This is a genomic window from Hyphomicrobiales bacterium (assembly GCA_030688605.1).
Taxonomy (GTDB): domain Bacteria; phylum Pseudomonadota; class Alphaproteobacteria; order Rhizobiales; family NORP267; genus JAUYJB01.
This window is the reverse complement of record JAUYJB010000094.1, coordinates 1-17,344: the sequence shown is the minus strand read 5'-3', so window position 1 is coordinate 17,344 and position 17,344 is coordinate 1. Positions and strand designations below refer to the sequence as shown.

The following is a 17,344-nucleotide window of genomic DNA, read 5'->3' as shown; positions in this document are numbered from 1 at the left end:
CCAGCCGAACTGAAGGAATCCATCTCTGGAAACCGCGACCGGGATGTCAAGGGCTGGTAAGGTTCTGCGCGTTGCTTCGAATTAAACCACATGCTCCACAGCTTGTGCGGGCCCCCGTCAATTCCTGTGAGTTTTAATCTTGCGACCGTACTCCCCAGGCGGAATGCTTAATGCGTTAGCTGCGCCACTGATGAGCATGCCCACCAACGGCTAGCATCCATCGTTTACGGCGTGGACTACCAGGGTATCTAATCCTGTTTGCTCCCCACGCTTTCGCACCTCAGCGTCAGTATCGGGCCAGTGAGCCGCCTTCGCCACTGGTGTTCCTCCTAATATCTACGAATTTCACCTCTACACTAGGAATTCCACTCACCTCTCCCGAACTCAAGATTGCCAGTATCGAAGGCAGTTCCGGGGTTGAGCCCCGGGCTTTCACCCCCGACTTAACAATCCGCCTACGTGCGCTTTACGCCCAGTGATTCCGAACAACGCTAGCCCCCTCCGTATTACCGCGGCTGCTGGCACGGAGTTAGCCGGGGCTTCTTCTGCGAGTACCGTCATTATCTTCCTCGCCGAAAGAGCTTTACAACCCTAAGGCCTTCTTCACTCACGCGGCATGGCTGGATCAGGCTTGCGCCCATTGTCCAATATTCCCCACTGCTGCCTCCCGTAGGAGTCTGGGCCGTGTCTCAGTCCCAGTGTGGCTGATCATCCTCTCAGACCAGCTACGGATCGTCGCCTTGGTGGGCCATTACCCCACCAACAAGCTAATCCGACGCGGGCCCATCCAGGGGCGATGAATCTTTCTCCCCCAATGTCTCCAAAGGGGGACGTATACGGTATTAATTCCAGTTTCCCGGAGCTATTCCGTACCCTTGGGTAGGTTCCCACGCGTTACTCACCCGTCTGCCACTTTCCACCCCCCGAAGGGGGCTTCTCGTTCGACTTGCATGTGTTAGGCCTGCCGCCAGCGTTCGTTCTGAGCCAGGATCAAACTCTTAGGTTGAAAGAGCTTTGATCGGCTAATCGCTACGTACTTGCTACGTAATTGACGAGTCCCAAGCACACCGTCGCCGCCGCGGCCGGATGGCCGCCATCGGCGACAGTTAAGCTTGCGAAACGTAAGATCGCCGAAGTCTCTTCAACGGCCATCCGCTCCTTGTGGAGCAGACGACCTTGCCGGACTCCGCCGCCCACGTTTCTCTTTCTTCTCTAACCACAATGTCAAAGAGCCGGTCATGGCGAAGACCATGACGTGGCGGACAAGCGATCCGTCCTGCCCGCCGATCCGCGGATCTCTCAGCATTCCGCCGAAAGACCGCTCCTTAAGAAAAAGGAGACGCTTAACCCGGCCCATACGCTGCTGCGCAAAGCAGCGCGGCCGACTTGCGTAAATCGGTATATAGGCGGCGCGGAGGATTGCTGTCAAGCGCATCGCCGGTGTTTTTTGCTTCGTCCCGGCCGATGCGACCGCCCGCCGCGCCCATTCGATCGCGCACGGAACCTAACCCGCCGCTTTGGTCAGCGACATGGCACTCATTCAACGCAAATAAGTTGACGCATTCCCCGCCAGCCGCCTGTCCCAGATATGGGGCTTCACTGGGACAAATTCAACGCCGTCACGACAGCAAGGGCCCCGGTTTTCGATCGCAATATCAGATCCTTTGTGCGCAGCCAAACTGACGCCATAATTTGCAGGTCATTTGGGGGACGAACTAAGGACGGTCGGCGGCGCCCATCGGCGTCGGAGGGAAGGGGGTACAGCGGGTTGTTGGATCGCGCGGGGGGTGATTATTTCGGCAGCCCGACTGCGACCGGCGCGCAGGCGTCGGGCCGTCTGCTGCCGCCGCTGCGGCCACTTGCCGATGAAAGCCCCGTCAAGACACGCGCCAATTGGCGCTGGATGCTCGGCACCTTCCTCACTGGCATCGCCGGTGTGGCGCTCATTGGCGGCGCGCTATACACCACCTTCGATGGCCGTTCGGCACTCGCCGTCATTCCCGACCTCGCCCGCCAGGACAACGGTTACGCGCTGGCCGGTGTCGGCGAGTCTGCGCGCGGCGCCCGCAAGGGAGACCGGGTCAGCGCCGTGAATCTCGGCATCGCCGTCAAACACATCATCCACGAAAGCACCGTTACCAAGATCGGCTCCAAGGAGTTCATCGAGGTCAAGCCGTACGTCCACATGACCGCCAGCCTGTCGCTGGCGACGTCCGAATTGACCGACGATCTGCCGCCCTTCGATCCGCTCAAGCTGTTTGCCGAGGCCGCCGAGGACGGTGCGGAGGCGCCGCAGCAGGCGCGCGTTGCTTCGAGCGGCGAGATCAAGGTGACGCTTGCCAGCTTCGTCCCCGACGGCCAATTCGCCTACCCGGGCGACATCGGTTTCGCCGAAGCCGAGAATGAGGTGCGCGAGGCGTTGGACCTGTCCCTGCCTTTCACCGAATCGGGATTTGCCGACCAGTTCGGCGACCCGGGCCACGATGAAGGGTTGGTTGATGAAATCGTGACCGCTTCGTTCGGTCCGGCACTGGACTTGCCGGGAGCGGAATCCGAATTTCTGACCGACATCGCCAAGTCGACCGATTCCTCGAACTTATCGGAGTTCGCCGACAAAACGGTCAAGGTGTCGCGCGGCGACACGCTGACGAGCCTGCTGCTCGCCAACGGCACCACCCCGCAGGAAGCCAATGCCATCGCCGAGGTGATCGAAGAGGCCATTGGCACCAGCAAGCTGATGGAAGGTGCAGAGCTGCGCCTCCGCTTCGCCAGCGAGGCCGGCGCCGGACGGCTCAAGCCGACCCGCGTCAGCCTCTTCGACAGCGAGGCACACATAGCAACCGTCGGTCTTGCCGTCGCCGACGATCAATCGGCCTATATCGCGCTCGACGAGGCAGACGCCCTGCTCGCCAACGAAAGGACGATGCGCGTGATGCCCCGCCGCTCGCACGCGCAACTCTATGACAGCCTGTTCGAGACCGGGCGCAAATCCAACCTGCCGGAAAGCGTCATGCAACGCATGATGCGCATCCAGGCCTATGACGTCGACTTCAAGCGTCAAGTGCAGCCCGGCGATTCCTTCGATGTCTTCTACATCGCCGACGACAATGAGGGGGACGTCTCCGGCGATCCGGAGATTCTCTTTACGGCGCTGACGGTGCGCGGCGAGACCAAGAGGTTCTACCGCTTCCGGACGCCCGACGATGGCGTCGTCGATTTCTACGACGACGAGGGCAAGAGCGCGAAAAAATTCCTCATCCGCAAACCCATGAACGGCGGAGTTTTCCGTTCCTCATTCGGCATGCGCCGCCATCCGATCCTCGGCTATCGCAAGATGCACACGGGCGTCGATTGGGCGGCGCGCCGGGGAACGCCGATCGTCGCTGCCGGCAACGGTATCGTCGAAGAGGCCAAGTGGCTCTCTGGCTACGGCCGCTTCACTCTGATCCGGCACACCAACGGATACGAGACCTCCTATGCCCACCAAAGCGCCTTCGCCGATGGGATCGCCCCGGGCGTCAAGGTCAAGCAGGGGCAGGTGATCGGCTATGTCGGCTCGACCGGCCTGTCGACCGGCCCGCACCTGCACTATGAGGTGATCGTCAATGGCCGCGCGGTCGACCCGATGCGCATTCGGGTGCCGCGCGGGCGCACCCTTCAGGGCCACCTGTTGGCCGCGTTCCAGCGCGAGAAGGCCCGCATCAACTGGCTGATGCGCCAGCCGGCGGCGGGAACCCGGGTCGCCGCGGCAGCCGCCGGCCCGCGTTGAGCCGAACCAGGCCGAGCCTAAGCCGCCTCGGCGCGCACCGCCTCGCCGTTGATCCTCAGCCCGCTCTTATCGGCCGAGATTTTCACCGTATCGCCATCGGCGATGTCGCCTGAAAGGATCTTTTCGGCCAGCGGGTCCTGCAGCTCCTTCTGGATCACGCGTTTCAGCGGCCGCGCGCCATAGGCCGGGTCATAGCCCTTGTCGGCAAGCCAGGCGCGGGCCTTGTCGTCGAGTTCGAGGGCGATCTTGCGCTCGGCCAGAAGCGCCCTCAGCCGGTCGAGCTGGATATCGACGATCGCCGCCATCTCGCCGCGTCCGAGCCGGTGGAACAGGATGATCTCGTCGAGCCGGTTCAGGAACTCGGGCCGGAACTGCGCCCTGACCGTGGCCATCACCGGCTCGCGCACCGCCTCGACGTCCTGGTCCTCGCCTAGGCCGACGAGGAATTCGGAGCCGGCATTCGACGTCATGATGATCAGCGTGTTGCGGAAATCGACGGTGCGGCCATGGCCATCCGTCAGACGACCGTCGTCGAGCACCTGCAACAGCACGTTGAAGACGTCGGGGTGGGCCTTTTCGATCTCGTCGAACAGCACCACCTGGTAGGGCCGGCGGCGCACCGTCTCGGTCAACGCCCCGCCCTCCTCGTAGCCGACATAGCCGGGGGGCGCGCCAATCAGCCGGGCGACGGAGTGCTTTTCCATATATTCGGACATGTCGATGCGCGCCATCGCCGCCTCGTCGTCGAACAGGAACGCGGCCAACGCTTTCGTCAACTCCGTCTTGCCGACGCCGGTGGGGCCTAAGAACATGAACGAGCCGATCGGCCGGTTCGGGTCCTGCAGGCCGGCGCGGGCGCGCCTGACCGCCGTCGCGACGGCATGCACCGCCTCCCCCTGGCCGACGACGCGTTTGGCCAGCGCCTCTTCCATGCGCAAGAGCTTTTCGCGTTCGCCTTCGAGCATCTTGTCGACCGGGATGCCGGTCCAGCGCGAGACGACATGCGCCACATGGTCGGCGGTCACCGCCTCCTCCATGAAGGTCGTTTGGGCCTCGCCAACGGCTTCCATCTCCTTGAGCTTGCGTTCCAGCTCCGGGATGACGCCGTAGGCCAGCTCTCCGGCCTTGGCGAGATCGCCTGAGCGTTGCGCCTTCTCCAGGTCGAAGCGGGCCTGGTCGAGCTGCTCCTTGAGCTTCTGGGCGCTGCCCAGCTTTTCCTTTTCCGCCTGCCAGCGCTGGGTCAGCACGGCGGACTCCTGTTCGAGCCCGCCAAGCTCCTTTTCCAGCCGCTGGAGCCGGTCCTTGGACGCTTGGTCCTTCTCCTTCTTCAATGCCTCGCGCTCGATCTTGAGCTGAATGACGCGCCGGTCGAGCTCGTCGAGCTCCTCGGGCTTGGAATCGACCTGCATTCTGAGCCGCGAGGCGGCCTCGTCCATGAGGTCGATGGCCTTGTCCGGGAGGAAGCGGTCGGTGATATAGCGATGCGACAGGGCGGCGGCGGCGACCAGCGCATTGTCCGTGATGCGCACCCCGTGATGCAGCTCGTACTTCTCCTTCAACCCGCGCAGGATCGAGACCGTGTCCTCGACGTTCGGCTCGGAGATGAATACCGGCTGGAAGCGGCGCGCGAGCGCTGCGTCCTTCTCGACGTTCTTGCGGAACTCGTCGAGCGTGGTCGCGCCGACGCAATGCAACTCGCCGCGCGCGAGCGCCGGCTTCAGCAGGTTGGAGGCGTCCATGGCGCCTTCCGCCTTGCCGGCGCCGACCAGGGTATGCATCTCGTCGATGAACAGGATGACGCCGCCTTCGGCCGCCTGAATCTCGGAGAGTACCGCCTTCAAGCGCTCCTCGAACTCGCCGCGATATTTGGCGCCTGCGATCAGCGCCCCCATGTCGAGGGCGAGCAGCTTCTTGTTCTTCAGGCTCTCCGGCACGTCGCCATTGACGATCCTCAGCGCCAGCCCCTCGGCGATCGCCGTCTTGCCGACGCCGGGCTCGCCGATCAGCACCGGGTTGTTCTTGGTCCGCCGCGACAGAACCTGGATGGTGCGGCGGATTTCCTCGTCGCGGCCGATGACCGGATCGAGCTTGCCCTCGCGCGCGGCGTCCGTCAGGTCGCGGGCATATTTCTTCAAAGCGTCATAAGTGCTTTCCGCGCTCGCCGAATCGGCCGTGCGGCCCTTGCGGATGGCGTTGATGGCGCCGTTGAGCCGGTCCGGCGTGACGCCGCACCGGGAGAGGATCCTGGCCGCCTCGCTCTCCTTCTCGATCGCCAGCGCCAGCAACAGCCGCTCTACCGTCACGAAGCTGTCGCCGGCCTTGCCGGCTGCCTTCTGCGCGGTGTCGAAGACGCGCGCCAGAGACGGCGCCAGATAGAGCTGGCCGGCGCCGGCGCCCTCGACCTTGGGCAGCTTGGCGAGCGCCTGTTCGACCTCGCCGAGCGCATCGCCGGGCTTGCCGCCGGCGCGCGCAATCAGCCCCGCCGCCAACCCGTCCGGGTCGTCGAGGAGAACTTTCAGCAGGTGCTCGGGGGCGAATTGCTGGTGGTGTTCGCGCAGCGCCAGACTCTGCGCCGATTGAACAAAACCGCGCGCACGCTCGGTGTATTTTTCAAAGTCCATCTAATCCCTCATCGCGGCACGCTCATGCCATGCCGTTCCTGACCCTGGCAGACGCGTCCGATTGATCAACACCTACGATTGGGAGCCCGATTGGCGCTCCCAACGACCTATATAATGCTGCGGCAGCACAGCAAAAGAGGCCGCAGCCGAACGCCGCCCGATGTCGTCTGCCGGCCGCCGCGACATTTGCGTGGGGATGCCGGGGCGGCCGGGCTTGACAGGGATTGGAGCGGGGGCCAGTGTCGCCCGGTTGCCGGCCCGGCCGCACAAGTCCCTACCGGCCCTTGAGAATTGATGCCGACCTACCTGGATTTCGAAAAACCGATCGCCGAGCTCGAGGGCAAGGTTGCCGAACTGCGCGGAATAACCGCCGAGGAGACCTCGGAAGCAATCTCCGGCGAGATCGCGCGGCTCGAAGACAAAGTCGAGCGGGCCATCAAGGACATTTACGCCAAGCTGACGCCCTGGCAGAAAACGCAAGTCGCGCGCCACCCGGCGCGGCCGCATTTCATGGATTACGTCGCAGCCCTGATCTCCGACTTCACGCCACTCGCCGGCGACCGCAAATTCGCCGAGGATCACGCGGTTGTCGCCGGGCTCGGCCTGTTCCGCGGCGAGCCGGTGGTGGTTATGGGCCAGGAAAAGGGCAATGATACGGAAAGCCGCCTGTGGCACAATTTCGGCATGGCGCGGCCGGAAGGCTACCGCAAGGCGGTGCGGCTGATGGAGCTCGCCGACCGCTTCGGCCTGCCGGTGATCTCGCTGGTCGACACGCCCGGCGCCTATCCGGGCGTCGGCGCGGAGGAGCGCGGCCAGGCCGAGGCGATCGCGCGGTCCACCGATTGCTGCCTCTCGCTCGGCGTGCCCAATGTCGCCGTCATCGTCGGCGAGGGCGGCTCCGGCGGCGCCGTGGCCATTGCCACGGCCAGCGCCGTATTGATGCTCGAGCACGCCATCTACACGGTCGCCTCGCCGGAGGCGTCGGCCTCGATCCTGTGGCGCGATTCGAGTCGGGCCGTCGACGCCGCCACCCATATGCGGATTACCGCCCAGGACCTGCTGCGACTCGGCATCATCGACGAGATTGTCCCGGAGCCGGTCGGCGGTGCCCATCGCAACCCAAAGCAGGCGATCCAGTCGACCGGGGATGCGATCGCGCAGACGCTTGCCGGACTGCGCGAGCTGTCGCGCGAGGAGGTCCGCAAGGGGCGGCGCAAGAAATATCTCGACATTGGTCGCGAGGCCTAGGACCGATTGCCGCGGAATGGTCGCAATCTCGCGCTTTGCTTAGCGCCGCCGACGCTGATAAATTGTTGGCGGGACATAAGAAGTCGTTAACGATAGAAGCGCAGCCTAAACGGGGGTTCCCAGAGTTCCAGCGTGCCGAAGTGATGAGCAGATTTCTACGCACGATTGCCGCACTGATCGTCCCGGCGATCATCGCCGGTTGCAGCAACGATTCCGCCAAGCACCTTCAGCCTCTCTCCTACCAGATGCAGGCCCGGCTGGCGCTCAAGGGGCTCGATGCCGATTCGCCGATCCTGCTGCGCCTGTTCAAGGAAGAGTCCGAGCTCGAAATCTGGAAGCGGGACGAGGAGGGAGAATACACCCACGTCAAGACCTATCCGATCTGCAAATGGTCGGGCGCGCTGGGCCCGAAGCAAAAGGAGGGCGACCGCCAGGCGCCGGAGGGGTTCTACACGATCCGCCCGGCGCAGATGAACCCCCTGAGCAGCTACTATCTGTCCTTCAATATCGGTTTTCCCAACGCCTATGACCGCGCCTATGGCCGCACCGGCGCCAATCTGATGGTGCATGGCGCCTGTTCGTCGGCCGGCTGCTATTCGATGACCGACGAGTCTATCGCCGAGATCTATGCGCTCGCCCGCGAGGCGTTCGACGGCGGCCAGCAGGAGCTTCAACTGCAGGCCTTCCCGTTCCGCATGACAGACGAGAATATGGAGCGCCACAAGGACAGCCCCTGGTACGACTTCTGGCTCAATATCAAGCAGGGCTACGATGCCTTCGAATCGGTGTGGCAGCCGCCCAAGGTCGATGTGTGCGGCAAGCGCTATGTCTTCAACGCCAGCTTCACGGTTCCCGAGAACCGCGTCGACCCGGCCGAGCCATGCCCGGCCTATGTGGCGCTGGCGGCTCCGCCACAGTCGTCCGCGCCAGCCGTGTCGCGCATCGTGCCGGAGCGGACCGATCCCGCCGCGAGCGCCGACCCCTTGGCGGCAGCCCCAACGGCCGATGCAGAGGCGTCCGTCACGACCGGAACCATCGGCACCTCTCGGCCAGCCGCGCCGTCCGACGTGGCGGCGCCGGTCTCGGTACGGATCCGTCCCACCCTGTTGGAACGCGCCCTTGGCCCGCTCTATTAGCCGCATATTCTAAAGCGGCCAGACCCACAGGATCATCGGCACGCCGACGGCGATGACGATGATCTCGAGCGGCAGGCCCATGCGCCAATAATCGCCGAACTGGTAGCCGCCGGGCCCCAGGATCAGGGTGTTGTTCTTATGTCCGATGGGGGTCAGAAAGGCGCAGGAGGAGGCGACCGCGACGGCCATCAGGAACGGATCGGGGTTGACGTCAAGCGCGCGCGATATGTCGACCGCGATGGGCGCCGTGACGACGGCGGTCGCGGTGTTGTTGAGGACGTCGGAAAGCGTCATGGTCACGATCATCAGCACGCCCAGCACGACGACCGGCGAATAGCCTTGCGTCGACAGGACGATCCCCTGCGCGATCAGCGCGGTGCCGCCGCTCGTCTCCAGCGCGGCGCCGATGGGAATGAGCGAAGCGAGCAGCACGATCACCGGCCATTCGATCGATTCGTAGAGCTCGCGCAACGGCACGACGTTGAACAGCACATAGAGGACCACCGCCGCCGCAAGCGCCACCGGCAGGTCGAGGAGGCCGAAGGTTGCAAGCAGGATCGCCGCGGCGAAGATGCCGGCAGCCAGCCACGCCTTGTCGCGCTGGATGAGCTGCAAACCGCGGCCTGCGAGAGGCAGACCGCCGAGCCAGCCCGCGATTTCCTGCAGGCGCTCGTTCGGCCCGAGAAGCAAGAGCACGTCGCCGGCCTGGATTTCCAGCTTCCGCACCCGCTCGCGGAACCGCTTGCCCCGGCGCGAGACGCCGAGCAGCGTGATGCCGTGACGGGCGAGTAGGCTCAGCGACAGGGCCGAGCGGCCCTCCACGCGCGCGTCCCGGGGCACCACCATCTCCATCAGCGCCATGTCGCCGCCGGCCGGCTCCTTGGATTTTTTCTGGCCGCCAATTTCGAGCTTGAGCTTGCCGACCAGCTCGTTGATTCCCTCCGGCGCCGCCTCAATGACGAGGATGTCACCGGCGCGGATTTCCGTGCGCCGCGCCTGGCCGGGAAGCCGCTTGCCCTTGCGCACCAGGCCGAGGATGACGCAATCGGCCTCGTCGGCGATTTCGTCGAGCTCGGCGACCACCTTGCCGACGGCCGAGGAGCCCTTGGAGACGGTCAGCTCGGCGATATAGCCCTCGAGCTCGAACAGTTCCTTGGTGGTGTCGTGCTCGCCGCGCGCGGACGGGATCAGCCGCCAGCCGACGAGCGCGACGAAGACGACCCCGACCGCTGCGCAGGCGAGCCCGACCGGCGCGAAGTCGAACATGGCATAGCTTCGCCCGAGCGCCTGCTCGCGGTAGGCGGCGATGACGATGTTGGGCGGCGTGCCGATCAGCGTGATCATGCCGCCGAGGATGGTGGCGAAGGAAAGCGGCATCAGGCTCAGCGCCGGGCTGCGCTTGGCCTTGACGGCGGCCTGGATGTCGGCGGGCATGAGGAGGGCCAGGGCGGCGACATTGTTCATCACCGCCGACAGGGCGGCGCCGATGCCCGCCATGATCGCGATGTGGCCGGCAAGGCTCCGCGTCCCGTCGGCGAACAGGCGCATCAACAGGTCGATGACGCCAGACGCATAGAGCCCGCGGCTGGTGACCAGAACAAGCGCGATGATGATCACCGCCGGATGGCCGAAACCGGAGAAGGCCTGCTCCTTCGGCACGACGCCGGCGATCAGGGCGACGATGAGGGCGATGAAGGCGACAAGGTCATAACGCCAGCGCCCCCAGATGAGGAAGCCGAAAGCCAGGGCGAAAATGCAAAACAGGATGATTTGGTCTTGGGTCATGGGTTAGGATCGGTTACTTCGCCGTCCGCCGTCGCGGGGCATTCATGGCAATTTTCGCCACCGAAGGCCAGTACATGGTGCGGGTCCCGGCAAATCCGATGGCGGCGGACACGGGCGGTTAAGGCCAGAAAGTACCGGGGGGCAAAGTGGACACAGACGGCGTCCTTGCCGCCAATGCGGCCTTCTATCAGGCACTTGCCGACGCCGATCTGTCGACCATGGAACAGCTCGTGGCGCGCCGGCACGCCGTTGCCGTCATCCATCCGGGATGGCCAGCGGTCAGCGGCCGTGAATCGGTGCTGGAGACATGGCGGATGATCTTTTCGGAGGGCCCGCAGGCCGTGCGCCCGGTCAACCCGGAAGTGCTGGCTTTCGGCGACCTCGCGCTGGTCATCGTTTACGAGAAGGCGGGCGACCATTATCTCGCCGCCAGCAACCTGTTCGTGCGCGAGGACGGCGACTGGCGGCTCGTGCATCATCAGGCCGGACCCATCTCGGCTCCGGCGCCGGACATGCCGCTGATGTGAGAGAACCAGCCGATCCAGAGCCTTTTCTCCCCGGGTTCTGTTACCTCCGAGTCACCGGTTCGCCCTTTCTCGTCTGGTTTTCTTGAGTCCCGGTCGCGCGTGCCGCGCTCCTCGCCTCTTGTTGTCATCCCGGCCGCGGCGAAGCGAAGAGCCGGGATCCAGTAACGCCGGTGTCGATGATTGAACTCCGAGGCTACCGGGTCACCCGGTCAAGCCGGGTGACGACGAATGAGGGCTGTCCGCGGCCCGCGCGTGGGAGAAGATGCGTCCGAGTCTAAGGGCGCTCAGAAGAGCGGGGATAAGTTTTGAGTGGGATTCGCGGAAAACCGAGAAAAAACGAGTTCGATTTCGATCATCATGGTTAACGGGAGGTGAAGACGGGACGCGCCTTCACCCCCACCCGGCTTCGCGTAGGGCGCAGCGGGTCGGCGCGGCGGCCCCCGTCAAGGGGAGGGAGAAGAGAGGGGAAAGGCTCTAAGCAAAGCTGCCGTGGCAGTGCTTGAATTTCTTGCCGGAGCCGCAGGGGCAGGGCTGGTTGCGGCCGACCTTGCCCCAGCTCGACGGGTCGTCGGGCCGCGGCGCCTGCGCCTGGCGGCTGCTGGCTGGGCGCTGCAGGGTCGCGGTGCCGCCATTGCCTTCGGCGAGCGCCAGCTCGTCCTCGCCGGTCACGGGATCGACATGGCGAGCCTGCATCGGCGGCAGCTCCTCCTCCTCCGGCACAGGCGGCGCATCGCGCTGGATCCGGATGTGCATGAGCTGCCCGGTCACCGCCTCGCGCATGCGCAAGAGCAGGGCCTCGAACAGGGTGAAGGCCTCGGTCTTGTATTCGTTGAGCGGGTCGCGCTGGGCATAGCCGCGCAGACCGATCACCTGGCGCAGATGCTCGAGCATCACCAGATGCTCGCGCCACAGATGATCGAGCGACTGCAGGAGCACCGCCTTCTCGATATAGCGGGCGTTCTGTGGCCCGAACTCCGACACCTTGCGGGCATAGGCCTCGTCGGCGGCCTTGACGATACGCTGGCGGATCTCCTCCTCGGCGATGCCCTCTTCCTTGGCCCAGTCGGCGACCGGCAGCTCGAGGTTGAGGATATTGCGCGCCGCCTCGGCGAGGCCTTGCACGTCCCACTGCTCGGCATAGGCCTTTTCCGGGATGTGCTGGCCGACCAGCTCGTCGATGGTCTCGTGGCGCATGTCGCGCACCGTCTCGTTGACATGCTCGTCGCCCATCAGCTCGATGCGCTGCTCGAAGATGACTTTGCGCTGGTCGTTCATCACATTGTCGTACTTGAGCAGGTTCTTGCGGATGTCGAAGTTGCGCGCCTCGACCTTCTGCTGCGCCTTTTCCAGCGCCTTGTTGATCCACGGATGGACGATGGCCTCGCCCTCCTGCAGGCCGAGCTTCTGCAGCATCGAATCCATGCGCTCGGAGCCGAAGATGCGCATCAGGTCGTCCTGCAGCGACAGGAAGAAGCGCGAGCGGCCGGGATCGCCCTGACGGCCGGAGCGGCCCCTGAGCTGGTTGTCGATGCGCCGGCTTTCGTGGCGCTCGGTGCCGATGATGCACAGGCCGCCGGCGTCGAGCGCCTTCTTCTTCAGCGCTTCGACCTCGGCGCGGATCCTGGCCTCCGCCTTGTCGCGCTCCTTGCCCGGCTCGATGTCGCCGAGCTCCTGCTGGATGCGCATATCGGGATTGCCGCCGAGCTGGATGTCGGTGCCGCGGCCGGCCATGTTGGTGGCGATGGTGATGGCGCCGGGCACACCGGCCTGGGCGATGATGAAGGCCTCCTGCTCGTGGTAGCGGGCGTTGAGGACCTGGAAGACCTTTTCCTCCTTGCCGGTCTTGCCGCCGTCGAACAGGACCGAGAAGTCGCGCTGGCGATAGCCGCGTTTCTTGAGCATCTCGGCCAGAAGCTCCGACTTCTCGATCGACGTGGTGCCGACCAGCGCCGGCTGGCCGCGGGTTCGGCAGTCCTCGATCATCTCGATGATCGCCTTGAACTTCTCTTCCGCGGTGCGATAGACCTCGTCGTCCTCGTCGACCCGGATCATCGGTTCGTTGGTCGGCACCTCGATCACGTCGAGGCCATAGATATCCATGAACTCGTCGGCCTCGGTTACGGCGGTGCCGGTCATGCCGGCGAGCTTGTCGTAGAGGCGGAAATAGTTCTGGAAGGTGATCGAGGCGAAGGTCTGGTTTTCCGGCTGGATGGCGACATGCTCCTTGGCCTCGAGCGCCTGGTGCAGCCCCTCCGAATAACGCCTTCCCGGCATCATGCGGCCGGTGAACTCGTCGATGATGACGATCTCTTCGTCCTTGACGATATAGTCGCGGTCGCGCTGGAACAGCTTGTGCGCCTTGAGCGCCTGGTTGACGTGGTGGACGACGGAGACGTTCTCCACGTCGTAAAGCGATTCACCGCGCAACTGCCCGGCGTTCCGCAACAGGGTCTCGATATGCTCGTTGCCGTCCTCGGTGAGGGTCGCGGAGCGGGTCTTTTCCTCGACTTCGTAATGCGCGGGCTCGAGCTTCGGGATGAAGCCGTCGATGCTGTTGTAAAGCTCGGAACGGTCCTCGAGCGGCCCGGAGATGATCAGCGGCGTGCGCGCCTCGTCGATGAGGATCGAGTCGACCTCGTCGACGATGGCAAAGCCGTGGCCGCGCTGGACCATCTGCTGAAGCTCGTGCTTCATGTTGTCGCGCAGATAGTCGAAGCCGAACTCGTTGTTGGTGCCGTAGGTCACGTCGCAGGCATAGGCCGCTCGGCGCTCGTCATCCTCTTTCCCGTGCACGATGACGCCGACGGAAAGGCCGAGAAAATTGTAGATCCGCCCCATCCACTCGGCGTCGCGCCGGGCCAGATAGTCGTTGACCGTGACCACGTGCACGCCGTTGCCGGCGAGCGAGTTGAGATAGACCGGCAGCGTCGCCACCAGGGTCTTGCCCTCGCCGGTCTTCATCTCCGCGATCTTGCCTTCGTGCAGCACCATGCCGCCGACGAGCTGGACATCGAAAGGGCGCTGGCCGAGGGTGCGCTTGGCCGCCTCGCGCACGGTGGCGAAGGCCGGAACCAGAAGCTCGTCGAGGGCCTTGCCGTCGGCGACCTCATTGCGGAAGGCGTCGGTGCGGGCGCGCAGCTCCTCATCGCTCAGCGTCTCAAGCTCGCCTTCCAGCGCGTTGATCGCTTCGACCTGGGGATTGTAGGATCTGACCTTGCGCTCGTTGGCGCTTCCGAACAGCTTGGTGGCAATTGCGCCGAGGCCGGCCATGGGCGGTATCCTTGCCGTCGTTAGCGGCTGGCACGCCGGCGCGGGCCGCCGGCGGCGTTGCCGTCTTGATGTCTCGGTACCGGACGCCGAATGGCAAGCCGATGTCGCCGCCTTTGCGCCGCTTCAGCGCTGCCGGCGAAAAAGCAACGCCTCGCGGCGCCGTTTGCGCATGGCACCGTCGTGCGGCCTGAGATATGGTCGACGGCAAATCTTGTCAATCGGTGCATGTTCTAAGAAGCGTCGCATGCGCCATGGTTTTCGGCCATACTAAAATGCTATATGGCAAGGAAATAAGGCCGACCCGTCGACTCGCCCCGTCGATCCGCGATGGGGGCTGCCGCCTCGTCGCCTACACGAACAGGGAAGAGCATTCATGACTGCAACACCTGATTTCCGTCCGTGCCGGCGGGCGCGCGGTCGTCTTGGCGTCGGCGCAGCAGTGCTTGCGGCGGCGTTGTGCGCGATACCGGCCAACCTCGCCGCGCCGGCCTCAGCCGAGGAATCCTCCCCCGTCGTCGCCACCGTCAACGGCAGCCCGATCACCGAGGCCGACATGACGGCAACCGCCACCGACCTCGAGGCCGCGCTGCAGCAATATCCCCCCAACACCCACGACGCGGTCGTCCTCGATTACCTCGTCAACCAGAAGCTCATGGCGGCGGCGGCGACCAAGGAGAGGATGCAGGACACGCCGGCCTTCGCGCAACGCATGGCGCTGGTGCGCGAGCGCGAATTGCGCGACGCCTATTTCGAAAAGGCGGTGCGCAACTCGATCGGCGAGGAGGACATCAAGCAGGCCTACGCCAAGGTCGAGGCCCAGGCCGCGACCCGGTTCGAGGTGCATGCCAGTCACATCCTGGTCGAGACCAAGGAAGCGGCCGAGGCGATCATCAAGGAGCTTCAGGGCGGCGCCGACTTCGCCGATCTCGCCAAGCAGAAGTCGATCGGCCCGAGCGGAAAGAACGGCGGCGACCTCGGCTTTTTCGGCGAAGGCGACATGGCGCCGGCCTTCTTCCAGACGGCCTTGGCGCTCGAGCCCGGCCAGACATCGGAGCCGGTGCAGACGGATTTCGGCTGGCACGTCATCAAGATGGCGGAAAAGCGCACGGCCTCGGCACCGCCGCTGGAGACGGTTCGCGAACAGATCGTCGAATTCCTGGTGCGCCAGAAATTCATCACCGTCATCGAGGAACTGAAGGCCGGGGCCGAGATCGAGATCACCAAGAAGCCGGAGCCGGAGGGGACCCAGGCGCAATAGGCTTGGCGCCCTTCGCCGCGTCCTTCGAGCGCCTGACCCATGACCGATAAAGTCTCTCCGCTGGCGCCGCTGGGATTTCCCGAGCTGCCGGATATCGACGGGGTGCGGCTTGCGACCGCCGAGGCCGGCGTCCGCTATCGCGGCCGCACCGACGTGCTCATGGTGCTGTTGCGGGAGGGCACGGCGGCGGCTGGCGTGCTGACGCGCTCGAAATGCCCGTCTGCGCCCGTCGACTGGTGTCGCAAGCTGCTCGCCAAGGGCCGCGCCCGCGCTCTCGTCGTCAATTCCGGCAACGCCAACGCCTTTACCGGGCGCAAGGGGGCGGTGGCCGCCGCCTTGACCGCCCGCGCCACGGCCAAGGTCGTCGGCTGCCGGCAGGAAGCGGTCTATCTCGCGTCGACCGGCGTCATTGGCGAGCCGCTCGAGGCTGATCGCATCGAGGCCGTGCTGCAAGAAACCGCGGCCGCCGCCAGGCCCGGGGGCTGGCTTGAGGCGGCGCGCGCCATCATGACCACCGACACCTACCCGAAGGGGGCGACGCGCACCGCCCCGCTCGGCGGCGTTCCCGTCGCCATCAACGGCATCGCCAAGGGCGCCGGCATGTTCCCGCCGGACATGGCGACCATGCTGGCCTTCATCTTCACCGACGCGCCGATCGCGGCCGAGGCGCTTGGGGCGGCGCTCAGGGCAGGCCTTGGGGAGAGTTTCAACGCCATTACGGTCGACAGCGACACCTCGACGAGCGACACGCTCATTGCCTTTGCAACCGGCGCGGCGGCCGCGCGCGGCGCGCCGGCGATCACGCGGGCGGGCGACCGGCGCCTCGGCCCGTTTCGGGCCGCGCTCAAGGAGGTGATGTTCGATCTCGCCCAGCAGGTGGTGCGCGACGGCGAGGGCGCGAGCAAGCTCATCGCCATCTGCGTGCGCGGCGCCGTCAGCGTCGCCTCGGCGCGCCGCATCGCCTTCTCGATCGCCAACTCGCCGCTGGTCAAGACCGCGATTTCCGGCGAGGACGCCAATTGGGGACGCATCGTCATGGCCGTTGGCAAGGCCGGCGAGCCGGCAGACCGCGACCGTCTGGCGATCTCATTCGGACCGCACCGGGTCGCCTTTCGCGGCGAGCGCGACCCGGCTTACGACGAGGCAAGCCTTTCCGCCTATATGAAGAACCGGGAGATTGAAATCACCGTCGATCTCGGGCTCGGCCGCGGCGCCGACAAGGTGTGGACCTGCGACCTCACCCACGACTATCTGACCATCAATGGCAGCTACCGCACTTGACCGCGACCTGGCCGGCCCATCACGGTCGCCGTTAATCAATTCTAATCACTTGCATATTAGGGTCCTAGCGCCGGAACTATGGTGAAGCTCCTACTGGTTGCGGCATGTGCGCTCGTCGATCCGGACGGGCGCGTGCTGATCGCCCGGCGCCCCGAGGGAAAGTCAATGGCGGGCCTTTGGGAATTTCCGGGCGGAAAGGTGGAGGATGGCGAGCGGCCGGAGGCGACACTGATTCGCGAGCTCAAGGAGGAGCTCGCCATCGACGTCACCGAAACCTGTCTCGCGCCTTTGACTTTCGCCAGCCATGCCTATGAGGGGTTTCACCTGCTGATGCCGCTTTATGTGTGTCGGCGCTGGGACGGCACGGTAACGGCCCGCGAGGGACAGGAGCTAGCATGGGTGAGACCGAACCAGCTTGCAGGCTATCCGATGCCGCCGGCGGATGTGCC

Annotated in this window: 9 protein-coding genes, 1 rRNA gene and 1 pseudogene; 7 read left to right on the top strand and 4 right to left on the bottom strand. The window is 64.9% G+C overall.

The annotated features are described in order from the left end of the window. Positions 1–1,006: ribosomal RNA gene (locus Q8P46_10465) — 16S ribosomal RNA — on the bottom strand; the annotation flags it as partial. 762 nt (positions 1,007–1,768) lie between these two features. Here Q8P46_10465 and Q8P46_10460 point away from each other — a divergent pair. Further along, entirely contained in the window at positions 1,769–3,769 is a 2,001-nt protein-coding gene (locus Q8P46_10460) for a M23 family metallopeptidase (protein ID MDP2620580.1), read from the top strand. A 17-nt stretch (positions 3,770–3,786) separates the two neighbouring features. On the opposite strand, the gene clpB is transcribed toward Q8P46_10460, so the two are convergent. Next, positions 3,787–6,390 (bottom strand): ATP-dependent chaperone ClpB, encoded by a 2,604-nt coding sequence (gene clpB, locus Q8P46_10455; GenBank protein MDP2620579.1) that lies wholly within the window; start codon positions 6,388–6,390, stop codon positions 3,787–3,789. A gap of 294 nt (positions 6,391–6,684) precedes the next feature. Between clpB and Q8P46_10450 the strand changes: the two genes are divergently transcribed. Both Q8P46_10450 and Q8P46_10445 read left to right on the top strand, forming a co-directional pair. Then, a complete protein-coding gene (locus Q8P46_10450) occupies positions 6,685–7,638 on the top strand; it encodes an acetyl-CoA carboxylase carboxyltransferase subunit alpha (GenBank protein ID MDP2620578.1) in 954 nt (317 codons plus the stop codon). A 143-nt stretch (positions 7,639–7,781) separates the two neighbouring features. Beyond that, positions 7,782–8,474: pseudogene (locus Q8P46_10445) on the top strand (murein L,D-transpeptidase family protein). A gap of 309 nt (positions 8,475–8,783) precedes the next feature. On the opposite strand, the gene Q8P46_10440 reads toward Q8P46_10445, so the two are convergent. Beyond that, positions 8,784–10,559: an SLC13 family permease gene (locus tag Q8P46_10440; protein MDP2620577.1), complete on the bottom strand. Its 1,776-nt coding sequence runs from the start codon at positions 10,557–10,559 to the stop codon at positions 8,784–8,786. A 146-nt stretch (positions 10,560–10,705) separates the two neighbouring features. Here Q8P46_10440 and Q8P46_10435 point away from each other — a divergent pair, with 146 nt between their 5' ends. Then, positions 10,706–11,086 (top strand): nuclear transport factor 2 family protein, encoded by a 381-nt coding sequence (locus Q8P46_10435; GenBank protein MDP2620576.1) that lies wholly within the window; start codon positions 10,706–10,708, stop codon positions 11,084–11,086. 474 nt (positions 11,087–11,560) lie between these two features. Here Q8P46_10435 and secA read toward each other — a convergent pair whose 3' ends face one another. Beyond that, positions 11,561–14,356, bottom strand: a complete 2,796-nt coding sequence (gene secA / locus Q8P46_10430; protein ID MDP2620575.1) for a preprotein translocase subunit SecA — start codon at positions 14,354–14,356, stop codon at positions 11,561–11,563. 373 nt (positions 14,357–14,729) lie between these two features. On the opposite strand from secA, the gene Q8P46_10425 reads away from it, so the two are divergent. The 3 genes from Q8P46_10425 to Q8P46_10415 form a co-directional block, all read left to right on the top strand. Beyond that, positions 14,730–15,614 (top strand): peptidylprolyl isomerase, encoded by an 885-nt coding sequence (locus Q8P46_10425; protein ID MDP2620574.1) that lies wholly within the window; start codon positions 14,730–14,732, stop codon positions 15,612–15,614. Between the two features lie 39 nt (positions 15,615–15,653). Then, positions 15,654–16,895 carry a bifunctional glutamate N-acetyltransferase/amino-acid acetyltransferase ArgJ gene (argJ, locus tag Q8P46_10420; protein ID MDP2620573.1) on the top strand — a complete coding sequence of 414 codons (1,242 nt, stop codon included), beginning with the start codon at positions 15,654–15,656 and terminating at the stop codon, positions 16,893–16,895. 78 nt (positions 16,896–16,973) lie between these two features. Then, a partial coding sequence (locus Q8P46_10415) for a (deoxy)nucleoside triphosphate pyrophosphohydrolase (GenBank protein ID MDP2620572.1) occupies positions 16,974–17,344 on the top strand: 371 nt, incomplete at its 3' end.